16 protein-coding genes and 1 tRNA gene are annotated in these 20,268 nt (G+C 39.9%); 5 read left to right on the forward strand and 12 right to left on the reverse strand.

The window, feature by feature from the left end; genetic code table 11:
- The 12 genes from MK403_RS01405 to MK403_RS01460 all read right to left on the reverse strand — a co-directional run bounded on the left by MK403_RS01405 (position 1) and on the right by MK403_RS01460 (position 13,417).
- Positions 1 to 993: an ABC transporter ATP-binding protein gene (locus MK403_RS01405; protein WP_268708724.1), complete on the reverse strand. Its 993-nt coding sequence runs from the start codon at positions 991 to 993 to the stop codon at positions 1 to 3.
- Between the two features lie 463 nt (positions 994 to 1,456).
- Positions 1,457 to 2,677 carry a Shedu immune nuclease family protein gene (locus MK403_RS01410; protein WP_268708725.1) on the reverse strand — a complete coding sequence of 407 codons (1,221 nt, stop codon included), beginning with the start codon at positions 2,675 to 2,677 and terminating at the stop codon, positions 1,457 to 1,459.
- Positions 2,678 to 3,152: 475 nt separating this feature from the next.
- Positions 3,153 to 4,034, reverse strand: a complete 882-nt coding sequence (locus tag MK403_RS01415; protein ID WP_001019005.1) for a class II fructose-bisphosphate aldolase — start codon at positions 4,032 to 4,034, stop codon at positions 3,153 to 3,155.
- 139 nt (positions 4,035 to 4,173) lie between these two features.
- Positions 4,174 to 5,502 carry a sensor histidine kinase VncS gene (vncS, locus tag MK403_RS01420; RefSeq protein ID WP_268708726.1) on the reverse strand — a complete coding sequence of 443 codons (1,329 nt, stop codon included), beginning with the start codon at positions 5,500 to 5,502 and terminating at the stop codon, positions 4,174 to 4,176.
- Positions 5,499 to 6,155, reverse strand: coding sequence for a response regulator transcription factor VncR (vncR, locus tag MK403_RS01425; protein ID WP_125416680.1), 657 nt, complete (start codon positions 6,153 to 6,155; stop codon positions 5,499 to 5,501). Before vncR ends, vncS begins: the two co-directional genes overlap by 4 nt.
- A 140-nt stretch (positions 6,156 to 6,295) precedes the next feature.
- Positions 6,296 to 7,675: an ABC transporter permease subunit Vex3 gene (vex3, locus tag MK403_RS01430; RefSeq protein WP_268708727.1), complete on the reverse strand. Its 1,380-nt coding sequence runs from the start codon at positions 7,673 to 7,675 to the stop codon at positions 6,296 to 6,298.
- A 55-nt stretch (positions 7,676 to 7,730) separates the two neighbouring features.
- On the reverse strand, positions 7,731 to 8,378 hold the full coding sequence (gene vex2 / locus MK403_RS01435; RefSeq protein ID WP_125827999.1) for an ABC transporter ATP-binding subunit Vex2: 648 nt from the start codon (positions 8,376 to 8,378) through the stop codon (positions 7,731 to 7,733).
- Between the two features lie 127 nt (positions 8,379 to 8,505).
- Complete coding sequence (locus tag MK403_RS01440) at positions 8,506 to 9,783, reverse strand: ABC transporter permease (protein WP_268708728.1); 1,278 nt, start codon at positions 9,781 to 9,783, stop codon at positions 8,506 to 8,508.
- A gap of 267 nt (positions 9,784 to 10,050) precedes the next feature.
- Positions 10,051 to 10,136 (reverse strand) — tRNA-Leu (locus tag MK403_RS01445).
- Positions 10,137 to 10,216: 80 nt separating this feature from the next.
- Positions 10,217 to 10,792 (reverse strand): cysteine hydrolase family protein, encoded by a 576-nt coding sequence (locus MK403_RS01450; protein ID WP_268708729.1) that lies wholly within the window; start codon positions 10,790 to 10,792, stop codon positions 10,217 to 10,219.
- The gene (gene codY / locus MK403_RS01455) at positions 10,792 to 11,580 is read right to left on the reverse strand and encodes a GTP-sensing pleiotropic transcriptional regulator CodY (RefSeq protein WP_004246012.1); all 789 of its coding nucleotides are present in this window, start codon (positions 11,578 to 11,580) and stop codon (positions 10,792 to 10,794) included. Before codY ends, MK403_RS01450 begins: the two co-directional genes overlap by 1 nt.
- A gap of 280 nt (positions 11,581 to 11,860) precedes the next feature.
- Positions 11,861 to 13,417, reverse strand: coding sequence for a DEAD/DEAH box helicase (locus tag MK403_RS01460; protein WP_268708730.1), 1,557 nt, complete (start codon positions 13,415 to 13,417; stop codon positions 11,861 to 11,863).
- A 310-nt stretch (positions 13,418 to 13,727) separates the two neighbouring features.
- Here MK403_RS01460 and MK403_RS01465 point away from each other — a divergent pair, with 310 nt between their 5' ends.
- The 5 genes from MK403_RS01465 to gatD all read left to right on the forward strand — a co-directional run bounded on the left by MK403_RS01465 (position 13,728) and on the right by gatD (position 20,180).
- On the forward strand, positions 13,728 to 15,044 hold the full coding sequence (locus MK403_RS01465; protein ID WP_268708731.1) for an FAD-containing oxidoreductase: 1,317 nt from the start codon (positions 13,728 to 13,730) through the stop codon (positions 15,042 to 15,044).
- A gap of 233 nt (positions 15,045 to 15,277) precedes the next feature.
- On the forward strand, positions 15,278 to 16,414 hold the full coding sequence (locus tag MK403_RS01470; protein WP_268708732.1) for a hypothetical protein: 1,137 nt from the start codon (positions 15,278 to 15,280) through the stop codon (positions 16,412 to 16,414).
- A 588-nt stretch (positions 16,415 to 17,002) separates the two neighbouring features.
- Complete coding sequence (locus MK403_RS01475) at positions 17,003 to 17,758, forward strand: hypothetical protein (RefSeq protein ID WP_084852572.1); 756 nt, start codon at positions 17,003 to 17,005, stop codon at positions 17,756 to 17,758.
- 296 nt (positions 17,759 to 18,054) lie between these two features.
- Positions 18,055 to 19,398, forward strand: a complete 1,344-nt coding sequence (gene murT, locus MK403_RS01480) for a lipid II isoglutaminyl synthase subunit MurT (RefSeq protein ID WP_268708733.1) — start codon at positions 18,055 to 18,057, stop codon at positions 19,396 to 19,398.
- Positions 19,398 to 20,180, forward strand: coding sequence for a lipid II isoglutaminyl synthase subunit GatD (gene gatD / locus MK403_RS01485; RefSeq protein WP_268708734.1), 783 nt, complete (start codon positions 19,398 to 19,400; stop codon positions 20,178 to 20,180). The genes murT and gatD overlap by 1 nt, the downstream gene beginning before the upstream one ends.
- The last annotated feature ends 88 nt before the right edge of the window (positions 20,181 to 20,268 follow it).

Here is a 20,268-nt window from a genome sequence, read left to right on the forward strand (position 1 = left end):
TTAGAGCTCCTTTCGGTAGAAGCGGCGGATAATATCCTCAATATCCGTATCCACCATCTTCAAATCACGGATTTCAAAATCAGACAAGGTTTGCTTGATAATGTCAGCTGACTGGTAGCGGGAACTATCAAATTCAATAGTCAGGTTATTTCCTTGTCTATCAATGGTCATATCAGGCAAGCCTTCAAACTGAGAGACGAGATGACTTTGACCTGGTAGCAGTTCAAAGGAAAGTGTCTTCATCTTGCCAAAGGTTTCCTTGAGCTGACTAACCGTTCCATCAAAAATCTCCTGCCCCTTGTCAATCATAAAAATCCGATCACAGAGCTGCTCAATATCACTCAGATCGTGAGTGGTCAAGAGAATGGTTGTCTCTTCCTCCTGATTGATCTGGGTAATGGCTCGACGAATGTTGTCCTTGACCGAAACGTCCAAACCAATGGTCGGCTCATCTAAAAAGAGAACCTTAGGATTGTGGAGCAAGGAAGCCGCAATGTCCGCCCGCATCCGTTGACCCAGTGAAAGAGTCCGAACGGGATCCTTGATAAAGTCCTTCAAGTCCAAGACTTCATTCAAAAAGTCCATGTGCTTGTGAAAGAGCGAGTCCGGCACATCGTAAATCTCTTTTAACACCGTGTAGGTCTCTTGCAGAGCCAAATCCCACCATAGCTGGGTTCGTTGTCCAAAGACCACACCAATATCCTTGACATAGTCTTGGCGATTGTCCTGCGGAATCTTGCCGTTAATCCGACAAAAACCAGATGTCGGTTTCAAAATCCCTGTCAGCATTTTGATGGTTGTCGACTTTCCAGCACCATTGGCCCCGATAAAGCCTAAAATCTGCCCCTTGGGCACCTCAAAGGTTAAATCCTTGACCGCTTCAAAGGTCTGCTTTTCAGGATGAATAAAGGAGCGCAAAGCCCCCTTCAAGCCTGGCTCCTTTACTGTCTTCACAAAATTTTTCTGAAGATGTTCCACTTCTATCATTGCCATATCTATCTCCCTACCGTAAGGAATAGCAACATTGTATTTTTGACTACAAATATTCTAAATCCTTACTTTCTAAACCTTCACATTTTACTATTACAGAAGGCTTTATACCAACCTATTATAGTCCAATAAAAACTATAATGCAAGCGTTTGCCTATAGATTGTGAAATTAGATATTTCTCTCTTAAAATGGTATGTTTAACCCAAAATTCTGGTTTAATAGTTCCCTTAAAACACCAAAAAACCCACCCAATGGGCAGGTTTCATCTGTATTATTCAGCTAGATTAAGCTTTACCTTCTGAACATAGCTGATTAACTCTCTGTATTTCCTAGCACACCGAAAACACTTTAAATAGATTTTTATTCAAACATATTATATAGGAAAGTTTCTTCAGTATTCCTCTTTGTTCTTTGAAAAGAATACAAAATGAGAGTAAAATTTATTTTTTGTTTGCCACATTATGCTTAATTCTGTTTGTTTGAAATACCATTTTTTTTGAAGCGGTCCAAAATTCTTTCTAACATATCAAGTAGTTCATCATAACTAATAATATTAATAATATTGGAATACTGATTTTTCATAATCCGATAAGTTTCTTGTTGTTCTGAATTAAATTCATTTGTTCGCCCCATGATAATAATCCCTTTTACGTTATTTATCTTAACTTCACTATCAAAACTCTTATCTAATAACTTGCGCTTAATTTTCTGTATATTGGAACTTGAATTTTCATGTAACTCTCGCAAATAATACTCGATTTGCATAGCTGTACCAGTTAATTCATGTGATGGAACATAGTGATCTCTATATTTTGATTTTTTTAATAATCTCTTTTCGGGAGTCTTTATCTCAACAATATCAATATTATTAAAGAAGTCAACTAAAATAAAATCAACCCTTCTACGATTACTTAATCCGACCTCATCGATTACAATTTGATACTGAGGGTATATTAGCAACAGAATATCTAAAATTTTATTCTGCCATTCTTTCTCACTTATAATCTCCTGTTCAAGTATATGTTTCAACAAATCAAGTGCATAAGTAAATTTGTATATTTCAGCTTGAGTAACTTTATAGTCTAGTTCTTGTGGGAATAGTGTGTCAGAAGAGGTAATTCTATTTGTTTTTTTGAGATGTTTTTCAAGCTCATCATCATAGTTCTTTTTTAACTCAAAAAAGCCCTCAATTTTTTCAGCCACCAATTTATCAATATAATGTTTCACTGTTGTAGTTGTTGGAAATGAATCAACAAGATTGTTATATTCTGTCCAACTGATTGAACTAACATCTTCATTTATCGTATCGTCAGGTAAAATGTAAAAATCCTCATTTATCAAACTATCAATTTTCTTTAGAATAGACAATTGTGAAGGATATTTTAAAAAATGTTTATGCTTTAACTTATCAATTAGGCTAACATCTATTCTAAATTTATGTTGTAAATCAAATATTTCATTGTCAAAACAATAATAATTCCCCTCTAGTTTTCCAATCTTATATGCAATTCTATCCTCTACACTCTCATTTGAATCAACTAACTTTCCGTCATCATTCAAGAAAAAGTAATTTCCTTTTTTTAGATAATATGTATATCTTGAACAATACTCCGCATCAAGAGTAAACGTTCTATAATTAGAATAAATAACATATAACTCATCTTCCAAAACAATACAGTCAGACATAATAAACTCCATTTCCAATGTTAACGATTTTTCTGATTATTATTAGTTTATAATGAAAAAGAATTGCTGTCAATAACTTACCAACTTCATAAAAAAACTACATATAGAGTTCGTAAACGGAGAAGCATCTCAAAGTCATTTCCAAACAAGTAAATATTAAAAACTATTTCCATAATTACATGAACTTATTGAGCAACTCTCCAACTTAATCCCAATTAATTTCATAGAATCGTCTAAATTATATCAACACCTATATAAAATAGTAACCAACATAATCCAAATATCTCAATCGCATAAAATGAATACAATGGAACGAATAGGAAGATTTAATATCTTGTCTCCTCAAATTTATTTTTTACAAGTATCATATTCTATAAAAATAATTGCCTCTAGTTTAAAACAGAAATAATAGTTCCCTTAAAACACAAAAAACCCACCCAATAGGCAGGTTTCTGTTTTATATGGTTAAGCTAAATTAAGCTTTACCTTCTGAACCGAATACGTCGATACGTTCTTCAACTGATGCTTGGATAGCTTTTACACCGTCAGCCAAGAATTTACGTGGGTCGAAGAGTTTTTTCTTGTCGTATTCTGCTTCGTTTGCTTCGTAGTCACGAGCAAATTTACGGGTTGCGTTAGCGAATGCGATTTGGCATTCAGTATTAACGTTAACTTTCGCAACACCAAGTTTGATAGCTGCTTGGATTTGGTCATCAGGAATACCTGAACCACCGTGCAATACGATTGGGAATCCTGGTACAGCTTCAGTCAATTTTTGCAAGTGGTCAAGGTGAAGACCTTTCCAGTTTGCAGGGTATGGACCGTGGATGTTACCGATACCAGCTGCCAAGAAGTCGATACCAGTTGCAACCATTGCTTTAGCATCTTCGATTGGAGCCAATTCACCATCACCGATGATTCCGTCTTCTTCACCACCGATAGTTCCAACTTCAGCTTCTACTGATACACCATTTGCGTGAGCAAATTCTACAACTTTACGAGCTTTTTCAAGGTTTTCTTCAACTGGAAGGTGTGAACCGTCAAACATGACTGAAGTGTAACCAACTTGAATACACTCAAGTGCATCTTCGTAGTGACCGTGGTCAAGGTGGATAGCTACTGGTACAGTGATACCCATTGACTCAACAAGGTTAGCGATCAAGTTGCGAGCAACTTTGTAACCACCCATGTATTTAGCAGCACCCATTGAAGTTTGGATCAAAACTGGAGCTTTTTTAGCTTCTGCTGCACGCAAGATAGCTTGAGTCCACTCAAGGTTGTTTGTGTTAAATCCACCAACTGCATAACCGTTGTCACGAGCTGCTTGGACAAATTTTTCTGCTGAAACGATTGCCATTTGTCAGGCCTCCTATATATTTTTTGGGACATCCCATTTACATTGTTCATTTTATCACTTTTTGATAAAAAAAGCTAGTTTTTCCCATACTTTAGATTGAATTTCTTCCAACCTAATCAATGTAACCCCTTTCTTTTCCTTAGTCCTGAGTGACTTTGGGATAACGTATGAAGAAGGTCAAGCGATCATCTTGCATCTCAAAATGATAAGGTAATTTCTCGTGTTCTAATAAACTTTTGACCACAAAGAGTCCCATCCCCGAACCCTTGGCATTGCGACTAGCATTTTCAGAAAAAGACTGGGCCAGTTTTTCTTGTTCTTCAGGACTACAGCTATTCTCGATAAAGAGTTCCCCTTCTCTCTCGCCGATGCGGACTAAGCCACCTGGAGTGGAGTGCTTGATAGCATTGCTGATGAGATTCGATAGAATCAGTTTCATGACAGATGGGTTTATGTAAGCCTGCTGATGGGTTAGGCTAATGTCTACCTGAAGCTCTCTCTCCTTGGTGAGCAAAGCATAATCCTTGACCAAACTTTGCGTCATCTGGACTAGGTCAATGTTCTCCTTCTCCTCTCGCAATTCCTGAACAGAAGAAAGAGACAATATCTGGAGAACGTGGTGACTGAGGTCATCCACAATTCCCAAGGCAACTCCAAGATAGTGGTCTCTATCCTTATAACGACCGATATTTTCTTTCATATTTTCGATTAGGATTTTCAAGCTGGCCAGAGGTGTTTTCAGTTCATGAGAAGCCCCTCGAAGAAACTCAACCTTCATCTTCTCCAGCTGGAGAATGGCTTCATTCTTCTCATGCAAGTCCGCAATAACAGTCAAAAGGTGCTGGTAAAGGCTATTGATTTGTTCCTTGAGATCACCTATCTCATCCTTAGAGTCCACGCGCAATCGCACTTGGGCATCCAGGTCCATCATCCGACGGGTCACCCGCTTGATTTCCAAAATCGGTGCAACAATGGTCCGAGCATAGATGTAGGCCACCAAGAGGGAAATCAGGAAGGATGCCAGCAAGGTATAAGGAAGAAACTGGAGACTGATCTGCTCTGCTTCCTTTTGCAAATCCATGGAAGACAGAAACTGGAGAGTCATCGTGCTACCGTCTTGCGTTTTCACCTCACGCTCCTCAATAAAGAGGGAAGTTGTCTGGCGAGCTGTATCTAGTGGAAAATTATCCTTGACTTCTAACTTGTCCTCGGTCATCTCTCCCTTGACAGCTCCTTTGATATCACTGCTCTGGGAATACAAGTCCAACACTTGCTCGATACTTTGTCTATCCTTTCCGTCTAGGGATTGGGCAATAGCAGTCGCTTTCTGGCCAATGGTTTCCTGACGATGGCTCAGATAAGTTGAGGGAAAGAGAAAATAAATGGCTAAATGAAGACAAATAACCAGAACACTAAAAATCGAGAAGGTATAGATAAAAATCTTTGTAAATAAACCTGTTCGTTTCATTTTCGCTCCAATTTATAACCAACATTGCGCACCGTGAGGATACAATCCAAGTCTAGCTTTTTCCGCAGTTCTTTGATATAGACATCAATGACACGGTCAAAGGGAACCTCATCTGTCGCCTTCCAGACAGCATCAATTATCTGAGAACGAGTCAAGGCCCGGCCTTCATTTTTCACCAGATAGTCCAGAATTTCCAACTCTTTGGCATTAATGGCCACTTCTTGACCTGCGAGGCTTGCACTGTAACTCTCAAAATCCACCTTGGTATCCTTATAGGAGAAGATTCGTCCTGTATCGTAGTAGCGCTTGAAAATCGCGTCCACCCTTACTTTTAAAAGGGAGAGGGAAAAGGGTTTTTCCAGATAGCCATCTGCTAGCGAAGCAAAGGCACTCATCTTGTATTCTTCATCCTGAAAGGCGGTCAGCATCAAGACAGGAACCTGACTGCTTTTACGAATCTCGGCTAGGACTTCTAAGCCATTAAGCTTGGGCATCTGGATATCCAGCAGTACTAGAGCTACTTCATAGCTGGAAAATTTTTCCAGAGCTTCTTGACCGTCCGCCGCCTCAATGGTTTCATAACCACAATCGGTCAAATAGTCACTTATCCCCTCACGGATCATCTCCTCATCTTCTACAATTAAAATTTTCATAGAAAAACGTTTCACATTCCTTTAAGTTTCTTGTAAATCTCTCTATTTCATCTTGATAAGGCTTTATACTATCAAGATGAAATAGATAAAAATGCTACCTATATTATACCCCATTTAGGGGAGAATAGGTAGCAAGTTTTTTATTCGCTATCGAGCAAGAGCTCTTTTGGTTGTTTTCTGAGGAGATTGCTTGAAGCAAGCGCCATAACGAGAACCACTAGAACCAAGGCAAGGACAAAGACGATGATAAAGTCTGATGTCTGAATAGAAATGTCTAGGCTCGACAAGGTCTTGCTAAAGCCGTCTACTTCTGCACCCCCACCAAGATTTGAGGCTTGAGCTGCCTTGCTGGCTTGCTTGGCAACACCTGAAGTGACATTGGCAAGAACAGTGTTTCCGATTGTACGGGCTGTGTAGTTGGCTAGGAAGTAAGCAGAAACGAGAGCAGGGATGGCAATCAGGATAGATTCGGTGATGAATTGCCCCAAGATACTTGCCTGCTTGAGACCGATAGAGAGGAGAATTCCCACTTCCTTGCGACGGGCGTTGATCCAAAGACTAAGCAAGAGTGCAAGGAGAAGGACTGAGAAGCTCAAGCTACCCCAGAAGAGGAGGTTGGCCATCTTGTACATACCAGAGATGGATTGCTCAAGAGCTGGGTAGTTAGAGGAGCTCTTCACAAGTGTGTAGCTCTTCCAGTTGATACCACTGATACCATTCAACTCTTTCATAACATCATCCAAGTTCTTGTCTGCTGTTACAAAGAAGGTTGCGTCCCCATAAATAGCTGTGTCTTCTGTGTATCCATAAAGTTTTGCAGCAGTGTGAATGTCTGTGATAGCTGTATTTTCATAGAGTTCTTGTGAGTAGGTTACTGCTGACTTATTGTGACCATCAAAGAGACCCTTGATTGTCACTCCGACTGTTTCTTTAGCACCTTTTTCATTGTCTGCATCATAGACATTAGAGTTCAGTTTGACCTTATCTCCAACTTTCCAGCCGTGTTTAGCTGCCAAGTCCTTGTGCATGAGGATCTTGTCCTTATCATCGTTGGTTAGGTGTTCACCTTCAACCAGTTTATATGAGCCTGAGACAAACTTATCTTCTTTGGAGGAGTCATTGACACCTGTAATCATCAAACTGCTTCCAAACCGTTTTGCTCGGTCAGCAGTGAGATTTTTCTTGGTTTCTGGCGTTTCGATGAGGTCGTATCCAGTCAAATCTCCGATGGCGTTGATGCGTTTAACATAAGACTCGATGGCCTTATTTTCGGTGATTTTTTTGATATCCTCACCCTTGATATTCCCAGAACCACGTGGCGTCCCTTGATTGACGCGACGATTGATTTGCATGGAGAAACTATTGGTGATATTTTTAAAGGTCTCCTGAGAAGCCTTGGCAGTAGCCCCTTTGATCGACAAGCCGACCAAACTCAAGCTCGCCATGAGGAGAATAATCAGGAAGATAACAATCGATTTGAAAAACTTCCTTGTAACATAGGCAAATGCGTTGTGTAACATAGGTTCCCTTTCTAGATTTGATTCGTTTTTATCATTCTATCAAAACAAGCTCATCTTATTTTGTAGTATTGCGAGTTTCAGTCAGTTTCTTATCCTTCAATTCAAGTGTAATATCTGATGCTTGTGCCACTTCTTTACTGTGGGTGACGACAATCACACATTTACCTGTTTTCTCAGCAAGTGATTTGAGTAGTTCGATAATATCTCCAGCAGTTTTAGGGTCCAGATTTCCTGTTGGCTCATCAGCTAGAATAACTGGAGCTTCTGATACCAAACTGCGAGCGATGGCTACACGTTGCTGTTGACCACCTGATAACTGGAGAACATTCCGCTTGATCTGACTTTCATCCAGACCAAGTTCAAGAAGTGTATCCTTGTTTGCTTTTTTGTTGACCAAGCGGATATTTTCCAGTGGAGAAAGGTAATCAATCAAATTATAATTTTGAAAGACCAAGGAAATATGGTGCATGCGATGATAAGAATATCCCTTATTCCGAATGTCCTCTCCTTGGAAAAGGATAGAACCTTCAACAGGACTATCTAGACCCGCAAGCAGGGACAAGAGAGTGGATTTTCCTGCTCCTGACTCACCAATGATACTATAAAACTTTCCGGGTTCAAAATTATACTTGATCTGATATAAAACTGCCTCAGCAGTGTTCTTATAACGGTAGGTAACATCTTGTAATTGTAATAAAGTCATGATTTCTCCTTCTTATACTCAATGAAAATCAAAGATTAAACTAGGAAGCTAACCGCAGGCTGCTCAAAGCACAGCTTTGAGGTGGCAGATAAAGCTGACACGGTTTAAATTTGATTTTCGAAGAGTATTAACTAATAGATGATAAAATTTCTTTCGGCGATTTTCTAAATAGAAATACGAAACAAAGGGCTACTGATAAGCAACCAATCAGGAGCAGAAAGACATAGGATTCTGCAAAGGATAGGAGACTGGTTGATAGACCACTTGCTTTGACCAGCGTGTCCTGTAAGGTTGCCTGATCTCCACTGGCTAGTACAGTTTGGAGTAGATAGGATGTGATGGCGTTTCCAGCGATAAAGGATGGAAGTAAAGCTCCGAGAGATACTAAAACTACCTCTAAACAGAATTGTAGGAAGATCGAGCTCTTACCTTTTCCAAGCGCCAGAAGAACCCCCACTTCGTAGACCCTTTCTCTCAACCAGAGAGACAAGACCAAAATTAAGGCTCCAGCTCCTGCTATCAACATCCCATAAAGGAAGATGGTTAGGAAGGTTTGGAAGGTTGCAACTGAGTCTTTGATTTGTTCAAAGGCCTTGTTTTCCTTCTCGACTTGGTAGCCTTGACTTTCCAAGGCCAAGTTTTCTACCTGCTTCATGAGTCCGTCCATTTCCTTGGGATTTTCTACATAGAAGCGCGCCGCACTGACTTGCGGTTCACTATTTCCCATAAGGCTTTGGCTGCTTTCATAGTCTGTAAAGACCTGGTTTTCACTGAAGTCAGAAGATAAGCCTGTGAATTTTTCTTGTTTCTTACCAGAAAAGATACCGACAATCTCAAACTCTACTGTTTGCCCTTTTCCAGATTCTGACTGACCAGCATCCAAGCGAATCTTGTCATGAAGCGAAAGACCGTTCTTCTTGGCCAACTCTTCGTGGATGAGGATTTTCTTGGAGTCCCCTTTTTGAAGGTGTCGCCCTTCTTTTAGTTTGAAAGCCGAACTGGTAAAGGTGACATCCTTGGATGAATCCTCAAGAGCCGTTAAGCTAACCAAGTTCTTGTCCGCAGCTGACAAATCATCACGTTCAACGCTCTGCTCACCACTCACCGCTTCCTTGTCTTTCAGCTTTGCGACCGTTTCGAGTTCAGGAGAGACATTTTCCAGTCCCTTAATCTTGCTCACGGATGCTAGGCCAGACAACTTGAAGGTCTGTCCATTTTCTATCTTTTTGATAGAAAAAGATGTATTGAGTGATTTGTAAAGATTGCTTTCTACTGTTTTGTTGGACTTCATCAGAGTCAAACAGGCTGAAATTCCGGCCAATAGGACCAATAAAATCAGAAATAAAATAAAACTTCTCAGTCGTTTTCTGCTGACATAAGCCCAAGCTCTTTGGATTGGATTCATTTGTCACCTCCATGTTTGTAAGACTATTATAAAATCCAAATATGAAATGTTTATGAAATCGAAAAAATTTTTTGATTTATTTTTTGAAAAAATGAAGAAAGCTAGCAACTGCTAACTTTCTTCATTTTAGAACACGTTTTACCAATCAAAAATCGACTCCATGCCATAAATGATAGTTCTTGATGCCAAGCTCTTCCGATAGTCGAACTGTACCTCTAGCCTTCTTTGGAAAACAAAAAGAGCTAGCCAAAGCTAACTCTTATCCTATGCGGAGAGAGGGACTTGAACCCCCACGACCTAAAGCGGTCACAGGATCCTTAGTCCTGCGCGTCTGCCAATTCCGCCATCCCCGCGTCGATTACTTTACTAGTATATCAACTTTCAAAATCTTTGTCAACACTTTTTTCAGATTTTTTTCATTTTTCCAAGGGAATCATTCTTTAATTTCATCAAGATTTTCATCCACCAATTTGGCTCCCAAAGTGTTCTTAAAATGTCCAAGAGCAAACTGATGATTTTCTGGCCAGATGGAGGCAACCGCAGGCTTGACAACCTCGATTTGATAACCTAAATTATAAGCATCAATAGCCGTATGGAGAACACAAATATCTGTCAAAACACCAGTCAAAATGACTGTATCTACACGACGTTCTCGCAAGCGAATATCTAAATCCGTTCCTGAAAATGCTGAATAGTGACGCTTGTCCATCCAAAAAACACGACTATCAGAAGCATGGACTTGGTAAAAATCTGCTAGTTTTCCATACAAGTTGCGACCACTAGTTCCAATGATGTTGTGAGGTGGGAAAAGTTTACTCTCAGGATGAAAATCATCCCCTTCCTCATGAGCATCAATGGTGAAGAAAACATAGTCTCCACGATCAAAAGCCAGTCTGGTCACCTGATTGATTGCCTCTGATATAGCTTGAGCAGGAGCACCTGCTGTCAATTTTCCCTGATCTGCTACAAAATCCTCTGTATAGTCAATCGAGATTAAAGCCTTTGCCATTAGTAGTCCCTCTTTTTCACTTCCTCAAAGATATCTGAAATCAATACTTTGAGATAGGTTCCCTTCATTCCTAGTGAACGGCTTTCAATAATTCCTGCCGACTCTAGCTTACGGAGAGCATTGACGATCACTGAGCGCGTAATACCGATACGATCTGCAATGACAGATGCAGTCAATTGTCCTTCATTTCCATTTAGCTCAGATAAAATAGCTGAAACAGCACGAAGTTCTGAGTAGGAGAGGGTATTGACCGCCATAGTAACAGCCGTACGGCGACGGATATTTTTCTCATCTTCTTCACGTTGGAAGTTCAAGAGTTGAATCCCCACAACCGTGCTCGCAATCTCAACAAGAATCAAATCCTCATCTTCAAATTTCTTGTCATTACGCCAAATAATCAAGGAACCTAGGCGAATCCCTGATACATGAATGGGAGCAATGGTTGTCAAACCATCTGGAAAATCCGCACGACTCTCTACAGGAAAAATAGTCAAATCATGTTCAACAGGAAGATTGGCTTCTGTATCATAGATCATGTTTGCCCCTTGTACATAGTCATCTGGGAACGTCTTGGTTTGGAAAAACTGCTCTACACGATCTGTATTGGTTTTATAGCGCATAAAGTAGCCCAAAAGACGACCCTTGCTATTGACAATGCAGGCATTGCAATCAATAATGTCTGCTAGTTGACGTGTAATGGCATTGTATGGAAGTTCATCCTGCATTTGCTCTTCTGAGCGTTTTAAAATTGATGTAATTTTTCTTGTTTTTTCTAATAAATGTGCCATTTTTTACCTCGCATATAATCGCTTCCATTATAACATAGAAAAGTCTTTATTTCAATAATTATCTGAAAATTGCTTATTGAATTGCAATTTTTAAAAGCAAAAATATTTTATAAAAATAGCAATTTTTTATTGACATCCTGTTTGGATTTTTATATAATAATATTATAAGAAGATGGATTAAAGTTCCCCTTCCCATCTCACCTTTCCTTTACTTTTATACATCTTCTTTTACTATCGGTCTCCTTATATAAAAAAGCGATTCATTTTGAATCGCTTTTTCCTATTTATCTCCCTTGTTACGAATAACAAAGCCAGTCTTCTTTTCACTTGAAGTGTTATGAGGTTTTTTATTGTCTTTATTACGATAGCGTCTATCTTTATCAAAACGATCGTTCCCGCGGCTGCCTTTTTTGAAATCATCACGGCGACCACCACGACGGTTGTCTCCTCGACGATTGTCGCGTCCACGATTACCTCCAGAACGTCCATTTCCTGACGGTTTGAACGGCAGTGGTTTTTCACGCGCAATCTCCACTTCAGGAAGGCTGTCTGGATCTTGGACTGTCAGGCTCAAGATATACATAGCCAATTCTTCTGGACTAAATTCTGCAGCTAACTTACGAGCATCTTTAGCAAATTTCTCAAAGTTCCCACGAATGACTTCGTCTGCGAAGTCTCGTTCGATTTTCTTGAGAGCTACTTGTTTCTTAGCTTGGAAGGCTTCTTCTGCTGTTGATGGTTTCAAGCCTTTCATGCGTTTCTTAGTCAAGTTTTCGATGATTTGAAGGTAGCCCATTTCATTTGGTGCTACGAAAGTAATAGACTGACCTGACTTACCAGCACGACCTGTACGACCGATACGGTGAACATAACTTTCAGGATCTTGTGGAATATCATAGTTGTAGACATGGGTCACACCTGAGATATCCAAACCACGTGCTGCCACGTCTGTTGCAACCAGAACATCGAGATTGCCGTTTTTAAAATCACGAAGGACACGAAGACGTTTATTTTGGTCCAAATCACCATGAATTCCTTCTGCACGGAAGCCACGAATTTTAAGTCCACGAGTCAATTCATCTACACGGCGTTTGGTACGACCAAATACAATAGCAAGTTCTGGTTGTTCTACATCCATGAGACGCGTCATAGTATCAAATTTTTCTTGTTCTTTAACTCGGATATAGTATTGGTCAACCAATTCTGTTGTTAATTCCTTGGCAGCAATCTTGACATGCTCAGGCTCTTTCATAAATTGAACACCAATACGTTTGATAGCATCTGGCATGGTTGCAGAAAAGAGTAAGGTTTGACGATTTTCAGGAACACGAGAAATGATGGCTTCAATGTCTTCAAGGAAGCCCATGTTGAGCATTTCATCCGCTTCGTCAAGGATCAGGGTTTCAATATCGTGCAATTTCAAGGCCTTGCGTTTAATCAGGTCCAAGAGACGGCCTGGTGTTCCTACCACGATGTGAGCACCAGATTTAAGGGCCTTGATTTGTTTTTCAATGCTGGAACCACCGTAAACTGAGCGAACTTTCACTCCCTTACTACGACCAAAGCGGAAAAGTTCCTCTTGACTTTGGACAGCGAGTTCACGAGTTGGAGCGATGACCAAGGCTTGGATGGTCGCTTCTTCTGTACGGATTTTTTCAAGGGTTGGCAAGCCAAAAGCTGCAGTTTTTCCTGTACCTGTCTGAGCTTGACCAATAACGTCTTTTCCTTCGAGGGCCAATGGAATGGTCTGCTCTTGGATAGGACTTGCTTCTACAAATCCAGCTTTTTCAATCTCTGCTAGCAAATCAGCAGACAAGTTAAATTCATTAAATTTCACGTTTTTCTTCTTTCTAAAGATGGTGCGAAGCCATCCTATAGCGCGTAGTATATACTTTTCTTTTCATGACGTATCTTTATCTAAAAATGAGATACCGTGTTGCTTCTTTTCCACGAAAGAAAAGTACGAGTTTCTTTGCAACCCATCTAGTATAACACAAGAGAGGGGCAAAAGATAGTAGAATTCATCTCTAAAATCATGTAAACGATTTCCCATAAATACACCCTTATATAGCTCATTTCTCCCGTAGCAGATTTGTGCAAAAAGTGTTTTCTTATGCTAGAATGAAAATCGAATAGGAGGACTATAAATGTTAACATATGATTTAATCGTTATTGGATTTGGTAAAGCTGGAAAAACACTAGCTGGTAAATTAGCTTCTGCTGGAAAAAAAGTAGCTCTTATCGAACGTAGTAAAGCTATGTACGGTGGAACTTGTATCAACACCGGCTGTATCCCAACTAAAACTTTGCTAGTTGCTGCTGAGAAAGATTTGTCTTTTGAAGAAGTCATTGCTACCAAAAACACCATCACTGGTCGCCTTAACGGTAAAAACTATGCGACTGTTGCTGGTACAGGCGTCGATATTTTTGATGCGGAAGCCCACTTTCTTTCAAATAAAGTCATCGAAATCCAAGCTGGTGATGAAAAACAAGAATTGACCGCTGAAACTATCGTTATCAACACTGGTGCTGTTTCAAACGTCTTGCCAATCCCAGGACTTGCTACAAGCAAGAATGTTTTTGACTCAACAGGTATCCAAAACTTGGACAAATTGCCTGAAAAGCTTGGCGTCCTTGGTGGCGGAAATATCGGTCTTGAATTTGCTGGCCTTTACAACAAACTTGGAAGCAAGGTTACCGTCCTAGATGCCTTGGATACTTTCCTACCTCGTGCAGAACCTTCCATCGCAGCTCTTGCTAAACAATACATGGAAGAAGACGGGATTGAATTGCTTCAAAATATCCGTACTACTGAAATCAAAAACGACGGTGACCAAGTTCTCGTCGTAACTGAAAACGAAACTTACCGTTTCGATGCCCTTCTCTACGCAACTGGACGTCAACCGAATGTAGAACCACTTCAACTTGAGAATACCGATATTGAATTAACAGAGCGTGGTGCTATCAAGGTCGACAAACACTGTCAAACAAACATTCCTGGTGTCTTCGCAGTTGGAGACGTCAACGGTGGACCTCAATTTACCTACATCTCACTTGATGACTTCCGTGTTGTCTATAGTTACCTTGCTGGAGATGGCAGCTACACTCTTGAAGACCGTCTCAATGTACCAAACACCATGTTCATCACACCTGCACTTTCACAAGTTGGTTTGACGGAAAGCCAAGCAGCAGATTTGAAACTTCCATACGCTGTTAAGGAAATCCCTGTTGCTGCAATGCCTCGTGGTCACGTAAACGGAGACCTTCGTGGAGCTTTCAAAGCTGTTGTCAACACTGAAACCAAAGAAATTCTCGGTGCAACTATCTTCTCAGAAGGTTCTCAAGAAATCATCAACATCATCACTGTTGCGATGGACAACAAGATTCCTTATACTTACTTCACAAAACAAATCTTCACTCACCCAACCTTGGCTGAGAATTTGAATGACTTGTTTGCGATTTAAGTTTTCAGATATTCTCCACAAGACAAGCATCCATTTTGATGTTTGTCTTTTTCTATCCAGTTCATAGTTTCCTTGCAAGATTATTTGTGCTTTTAGCTGTAAAAGTTTATAATATAAGTGTAGGATGTTGTCTTCATTTTCTGTTCAAAAAGGAGGCTAGTCACATGGGGAAGCAAGTTAAACTGTCAAAACACACTCCTTTTTCCTTTCTATTCAAAGGAAAAAATTCGGCTATGAAAACACTGATTTTCTGTGCCAGTGTAGTCTTCATTTTTCTCCTGCTTTTCTGGATGCTTTTTCGCTTGATTTCACCTCAAAAACAGCAATTCACAGTCAATCAGACTGCTGATTTTTACCTTGTCAATTCGAAATCCATTCAAAGTTATCAGTTGCAAAACGATCAGTTTCAACTCACGAAGACTGAGGACGTCTCTATTGCAGAAGATGTCAATTTCTGGTTTCCTCAGGGACGGTTTGACAATCGCTATCTCGTCTTTTCATCTGGAAATACCAGAGGGAAGGCATCCACTCAGAACATCGTATCTCTTGACTTTCAGACAGGGGATATTCGACAAACTTCAACTCCCTTCTATGCTTATTCGGGAGCTGGAGTATCAGACAAGTTCTTCTACACAGGCCAAACTACAACTGAGGATGGAGTGCTCAGTATGTTTGACATCTCAGGAAAGCTGATTACTCAGAAAACATTCTCCGAATCCACTTCCTTTCCAATCCAGTTTCACGGAAGAGGGAACCGCCTCTATCTCGGTCTGGGATTTCATGATGAGTCTCGTCAACGACCCGCTTTAGTGTTCGATGGTTATTTAGTTGAATTGGACGAAAATGATCAACTAAAAGAATTGTCTCGCACACCTCTGACAAGCGAAGGAAATATCGTTGAAATGTTGACGTCTTCTGAATTAATCGGTGACAATTATTACAGTAGTGTTGCTTATACCCGAAATACAGAAACTTTCTCCAAAGATCCAGACAATCGCATACTTGTTATGAACTTGTCTAGTAAAGAAAAGCACTTCATCACGCTACCAGAGGACAATCCCAATCTTCTTTATAAAACACCGAAAGAGGATCGTTTGATTGTAAAACACGAGGCGGATGGAAATGATCACTGTGCCTTATCTATTGTCAATCTCTCTGATGAATCTAGCTATCTGATTAATGTCAGAAAAGATTTGCCTGACTCTACAGAAGAAATAATACACATTGATACAAGTTTGACAAACAAGGTATTGGTCGTAACCAATCAACATTTGTTATTGTATTCCTTAGAAAATGGCCGACTTCTAACAAAAACAAAACTGGAACTGAAACAAAACGACTTCCCAATCGCAACTTGGTTTCAGAATTAATCACTCACAGCCCTCGTCGGGCTGTTTTTGCTTCTACCAAATCTCAAATCTGTCTTTTCTTTCTTTTATGATATAATATCCAAACTTTACTTAGCAGTCCTAATTATATATTGAGTCTCAGGTCACTCTTTCAAATATCAGCAATACATATGACTTTGAATAACTCTCTTCAGCTCATCGTTTTATGGGTAATTTAAAAAGTATATTTTGCAATGATTGTTTCATGCCTAATTAGTAAATTATCCACTCTTTGCGCGGGTCGTATGTGTATTTTCATCGTTTGTGGAAAGGTTTTACCGTTTGCAAATTGATGGCTAAGTCGATATATTTTTTCTTCTCAAATATTTTCCAAATTATTTAATCTTTTTAAAGATAAGAATCACTTTCTAATCAATCAAAGGATACTTCAAATTTCTTCATTCTTGATAATATGAGCAATACTCTGCAAAATGTTTAAACTTTATCATTGTAAAAAATATCGAAAGAAATCCCATATTACATTAGTATATATTTGGTATGGGATGAAATTGACTTTCGAAAACATTAACTATATAATGTCTGTAAACAAGAAATAATGAGGTAACGATTATGAATAAAACAGAATTACTGTTACAAAGACTAGATGATATTGGTCAGTCTCTAAAAGATTCTAGACAAGCACTAGCTTTGCTGGCACTTGGTTCTTGCGGAGTAGAAAGAGACCGATTGGATCAATACTCAGATTTGGATTTTTTTGTTATTGTAAAAGATGGCTACAAGCAGGCCTATATACAGGACCTAACTTGGTTAAGTAATCTAGAACCAATTGCATTTCACTACCAAAATACAGTGGACGGACATAAAGTTCTATTTGAAGATGATGTTTTTTGTGAATTTGCTGTCTTTGAAGCTCATGAACTAGTAAACATTCCCTTCGCTGAAGGCAAGATTGTCTGGAAGGAGGTCGGTTTTGATGAAACAATCTGCCGGCCACAAAGATTGCCATCAAAAGAAAATAGAGACCGTGAATGGCTGTTGGGAGAAATTTTATGCAATCTATATATAGGACTAGGTCGCTATCAACGAGGCGAAAAATTGGCTGCTTATGATTTCATTCAAAACAGATCCGTCAAGCTTTGGACCGAACTAATCAATTTGGAAAAAACTTCTAAATCTGATTTTATAGATATTTTTAACAGCAACAGAAGATTTGAAAAAGGTTATCCAAATGAGGCCAAACAATTGCCTCACTTCTTGCAAGGTTACGAACGAATTTCTGAATCTGCTCAGGCACTCCTAGAATATCTTGATAAACACTATCCTCTTAACGCATTTATAAAAGAAAAAATTCGTAATTTATTATAAAAGAGACTTTCCAAAAAATGATCTAAATCCCAAAAGTTAGGTATCTTTGTCAGTTATAATGGATTAATGAAATTTTAAAACCTGTAGAGGATAATCGATGTCCTCTACTTTCTTATGTTCAGAGTAAGAAAGATTTATTTCTTAAAGTTGCCAAAGTTATCAAATCCAAAGATATTGTATTTGATTGGTTTGGTTTAATCAGAACCTAAAAAGCACTTCTAAGGTTACTTCTTTAGTTGATCTTAGAGGTTACTTTAGTTATTGGACTGCTGGGCGCAGTATGATATAATAGAAACATGAACTTAAAAACTACTTTGGGCCTCCTTGCTGGGCGTTCTTCTCACTTCATCTTGAGCCGTCTTGGTCGTGGAAGTACGCTCCCAGGAAAACTTGCCCTTCAATTTGATAAAGATATTTTACAAAACCTAGCTAAAAACTACGAGATTGTCGTGGTTACTGGAACCAATGGAAAAACCCTGACAACTGCCCTCACTGTCGGCATTTTAAAAGAAGTTTATGGTCAGGTTCTGACCAATCCTAGTGGTGCCAACATGATTACGGGGATTACGACAACCTTCTTGACCGCCAAATCTTCAAAAACTGGAAAAAATATTGCAGTCCTAGAAATTGACGAGGCCAGTCTATCTCGTATCTGTGACTACATCCATCCTAGTCTTTTTATCATCACTAATATCTTCCGTGACCAGATGGACCGCTATGGTGAGATTTACACGACTTATAACATGATTTTGGATGCCATTCGTAAGGTGCCTACGGCTACTGTTCTCCTCAATGGTGACAGTCCCCTTTTCTACAAGCCAGCTATTCCAAATCCTGTAGAGTATTTTGGTTTTGACTTGGAAAAAGGACCAGCCCAACTGGCTCACTACAATACCGAAGGGATTCTCTGCCCTGACTGTCAAGGCATCCTCAAATACGAGCTCAATACCTATGCCAACTTGGGGGCCTATATCTGTGAAAATTGTGGTTGCAAACGACCTGACTTGGACTACCGTCTGACAGACTTGGTTGAGTTGACCAACAATCGCTCTCGCTTTGTGATTGACGGACAAGAATACGGCATCCAAATCGGTGGACTTTACAACATCTACAATGCGCTAGCTGCGGTTGCCATTGCTCGCTTTCTCGGTGCAGATTCGCAACGGATCAAGCAAGGATTTGACAAGAGCCGTGCTGTCTTTGGTCGTCAGGAAACCTTCCATATCGGCGATAAAGAATGCACCCTTGTCTTGATTAAAAACCCAGTCGGCGCAACTCAGGCTATCGAAATGATCAAACTAGCTCCTTATCCATTTAGCCTTTCTGTCCTTCTCAACGCCAACTATGCTGATGGGATTGATACTAGCTGGATCTGGGATGCGGACTTTGAACAAATCACTGACATGGACATTCCAGAAATTAACGCTGGTGGTGTTCGTCATTCTGAAATCGCACGCCGTCTACGAGTGACGGGCTATCCAGCTGATAAAATCACTGAAACAAGCAATCTGGAACAAGTTCTCAAGACCATTGAGAACCAAGACTGCAAGCATGCCTATATCCTAGCTACCTATACTGCTATGCTGGAATTCCGCGAACTGCTGGCTAGTCGTCAGATTGTTAGAAAGGAGATGAACTGATGGTTTATACTTCACTTTCCTCAAAAGATGGCAACTATCCTTATCAGCTCAACATTGCCCACCTCTATGGAAACCTCATGAATACCTACGGGGACAATGGAAACATCCTCATGCTCAAGTATGTGGCTGAAAAACTGGGAGCTCATGTGACGGTTGACATCGTTTCTCTCCATGATTATTTTGATGAAAACCATTACGATATCGCCTTTTTCGGCGGCGGTCAAGATTTTGAACAAAGTATTATCGCTAGCGATCTTCCTGCTAAAAAAGAGAGCATTGACAACTACATCCAAAATGACGGTGTGGTTCTCGCTATCTGCGGTGGTTTTCAACTATTGGGGCAATATTATGTTGAGGCTTCAGGGAAACGCATAGAAGGGCTAGGGGTCATGGGTCACTACACCCTCAACCAGACCAATAACCGTTTTATCGGTGATATCAAGATTCACAATGAAGAATTCGATGAAACCTACTATGGCTTTGAAAATCATCAGGGCCGTACCTTCCTCTCAGATGACCAAAAACCTCTGGGACAGGTTGTCTATGGAAATGGAAACAATGAAGAAAAGGTCGGCGAAGGGGTTCATTATAAGAATGTCTTTGGTTCCTACTTCCACGGGCCTATCCTTTCTCGTAATGCCAATCTAGCTTATCGCCTGGTCACTACTGCCCTCAAGAAAAAATACGGTCAGGATATCCAACTCCCTGCCTATGAGGACATTCTCAGTCAAGAAATCGCTGAAGAATACAGCGACGTGAAAAGCAAGGCAGACTTTTCTTAAAGAAATGAAAGCTATATCAAAGAACTCCACTATCTTTTCGGAGTTCTTTTTGCTTGTTCTTTTACCCTTCTCTCTTGCATTTTCTCTC

It is taken from the genome of Streptococcus oralis, assembly GCF_026782285.1.
Lineage (GTDB): Bacteria > Bacillota > Bacilli > Lactobacillales > Streptococcaceae > Streptococcus > Streptococcus oralis_CG.

Bases quoted from the DNA above. Each gene is read 5' to 3' on its own strand.
- MK403_RS01405 (WP_268708724.1), bottom strand. From the start codon at position 993: ATGGCAATGATAGAAGTGGAACATCTTCAGAAAAATTTTGTGAAGACA.
- MK403_RS01410 (WP_268708725.1), bottom strand. From the start codon at position 2,677: ATGTCTGACTGTATTGTTTTGGAAGATGAGTTATATGTTATTTATTCT.
- MK403_RS01415 (WP_001019005.1), bottom strand. From the start codon at position 4,034: ATGGCAATCGTTTCAGCAGAAAAATTTGTCCAAGCAGCTCGTGACAAC.
- vncS (WP_268708726.1), bottom strand. From the start codon at position 5,502: ATGAAACGAACAGGTTTATTTACAAAGATTTTTATCTATACCTTCTCG.
- vncR (WP_125416680.1), bottom strand. From the start codon at position 6,155: ATGAAAATTTTAATTGTAGAAGATGAGGAGATGATCCGTGAGGGGATA.
- vex3 (WP_268708727.1), bottom strand. From the start codon at position 7,675: ATGTTACACAACGCATTTGCCTATGTTACAAGGAAGTTTTTCAAATCG.
- vex2 (WP_125827999.1), bottom strand. From the start codon at position 8,378: ATGACTTTATTACAATTACAAGATGTTACCTACCGTTATAAGAACACT.
- MK403_RS01440 (WP_268708728.1), bottom strand. From the start codon at position 9,783: ATGAATCCAATCCAAAGAGCTTGGGCTTATGTCAGCAGAAAACGACTG.
- MK403_RS01450 (WP_268708729.1), bottom strand. From the start codon at position 10,792: ATGGCAAAGGCTTTAATCTCGATTGACTATACAGAGGATTTTGTAGCA.
- codY (WP_004246012.1), bottom strand. From the start codon at position 11,580: ATGGCACATTTATTAGAAAAAACAAGAAAAATTACATCAATTTTAAAA.
- MK403_RS01465 (WP_268708731.1), top strand. From the start codon at position 13,728: ATGTTAACATATGATTTAATCGTTATTGGATTTGGTAAAGCTGGAAAA.
- MK403_RS01470 (WP_268708732.1), top strand. From the start codon at position 15,278: ATGAAAACACTGATTTTCTGTGCCAGTGTAGTCTTCATTTTTCTCCTG.
- MK403_RS01475 (WP_084852572.1), top strand. From the start codon at position 17,003: ATGAATAAAACAGAATTACTGTTACAAAGACTAGATGATATTGGTCAG.
- murT (WP_268708733.1), top strand. From the start codon at position 18,055: ATGAACTTAAAAACTACTTTGGGCCTCCTTGCTGGGCGTTCTTCTCAC.
- gatD (WP_268708734.1), top strand. From the start codon at position 19,398: ATGGTTTATACTTCACTTTCCTCAAAAGATGGCAACTATCCTTATCAG.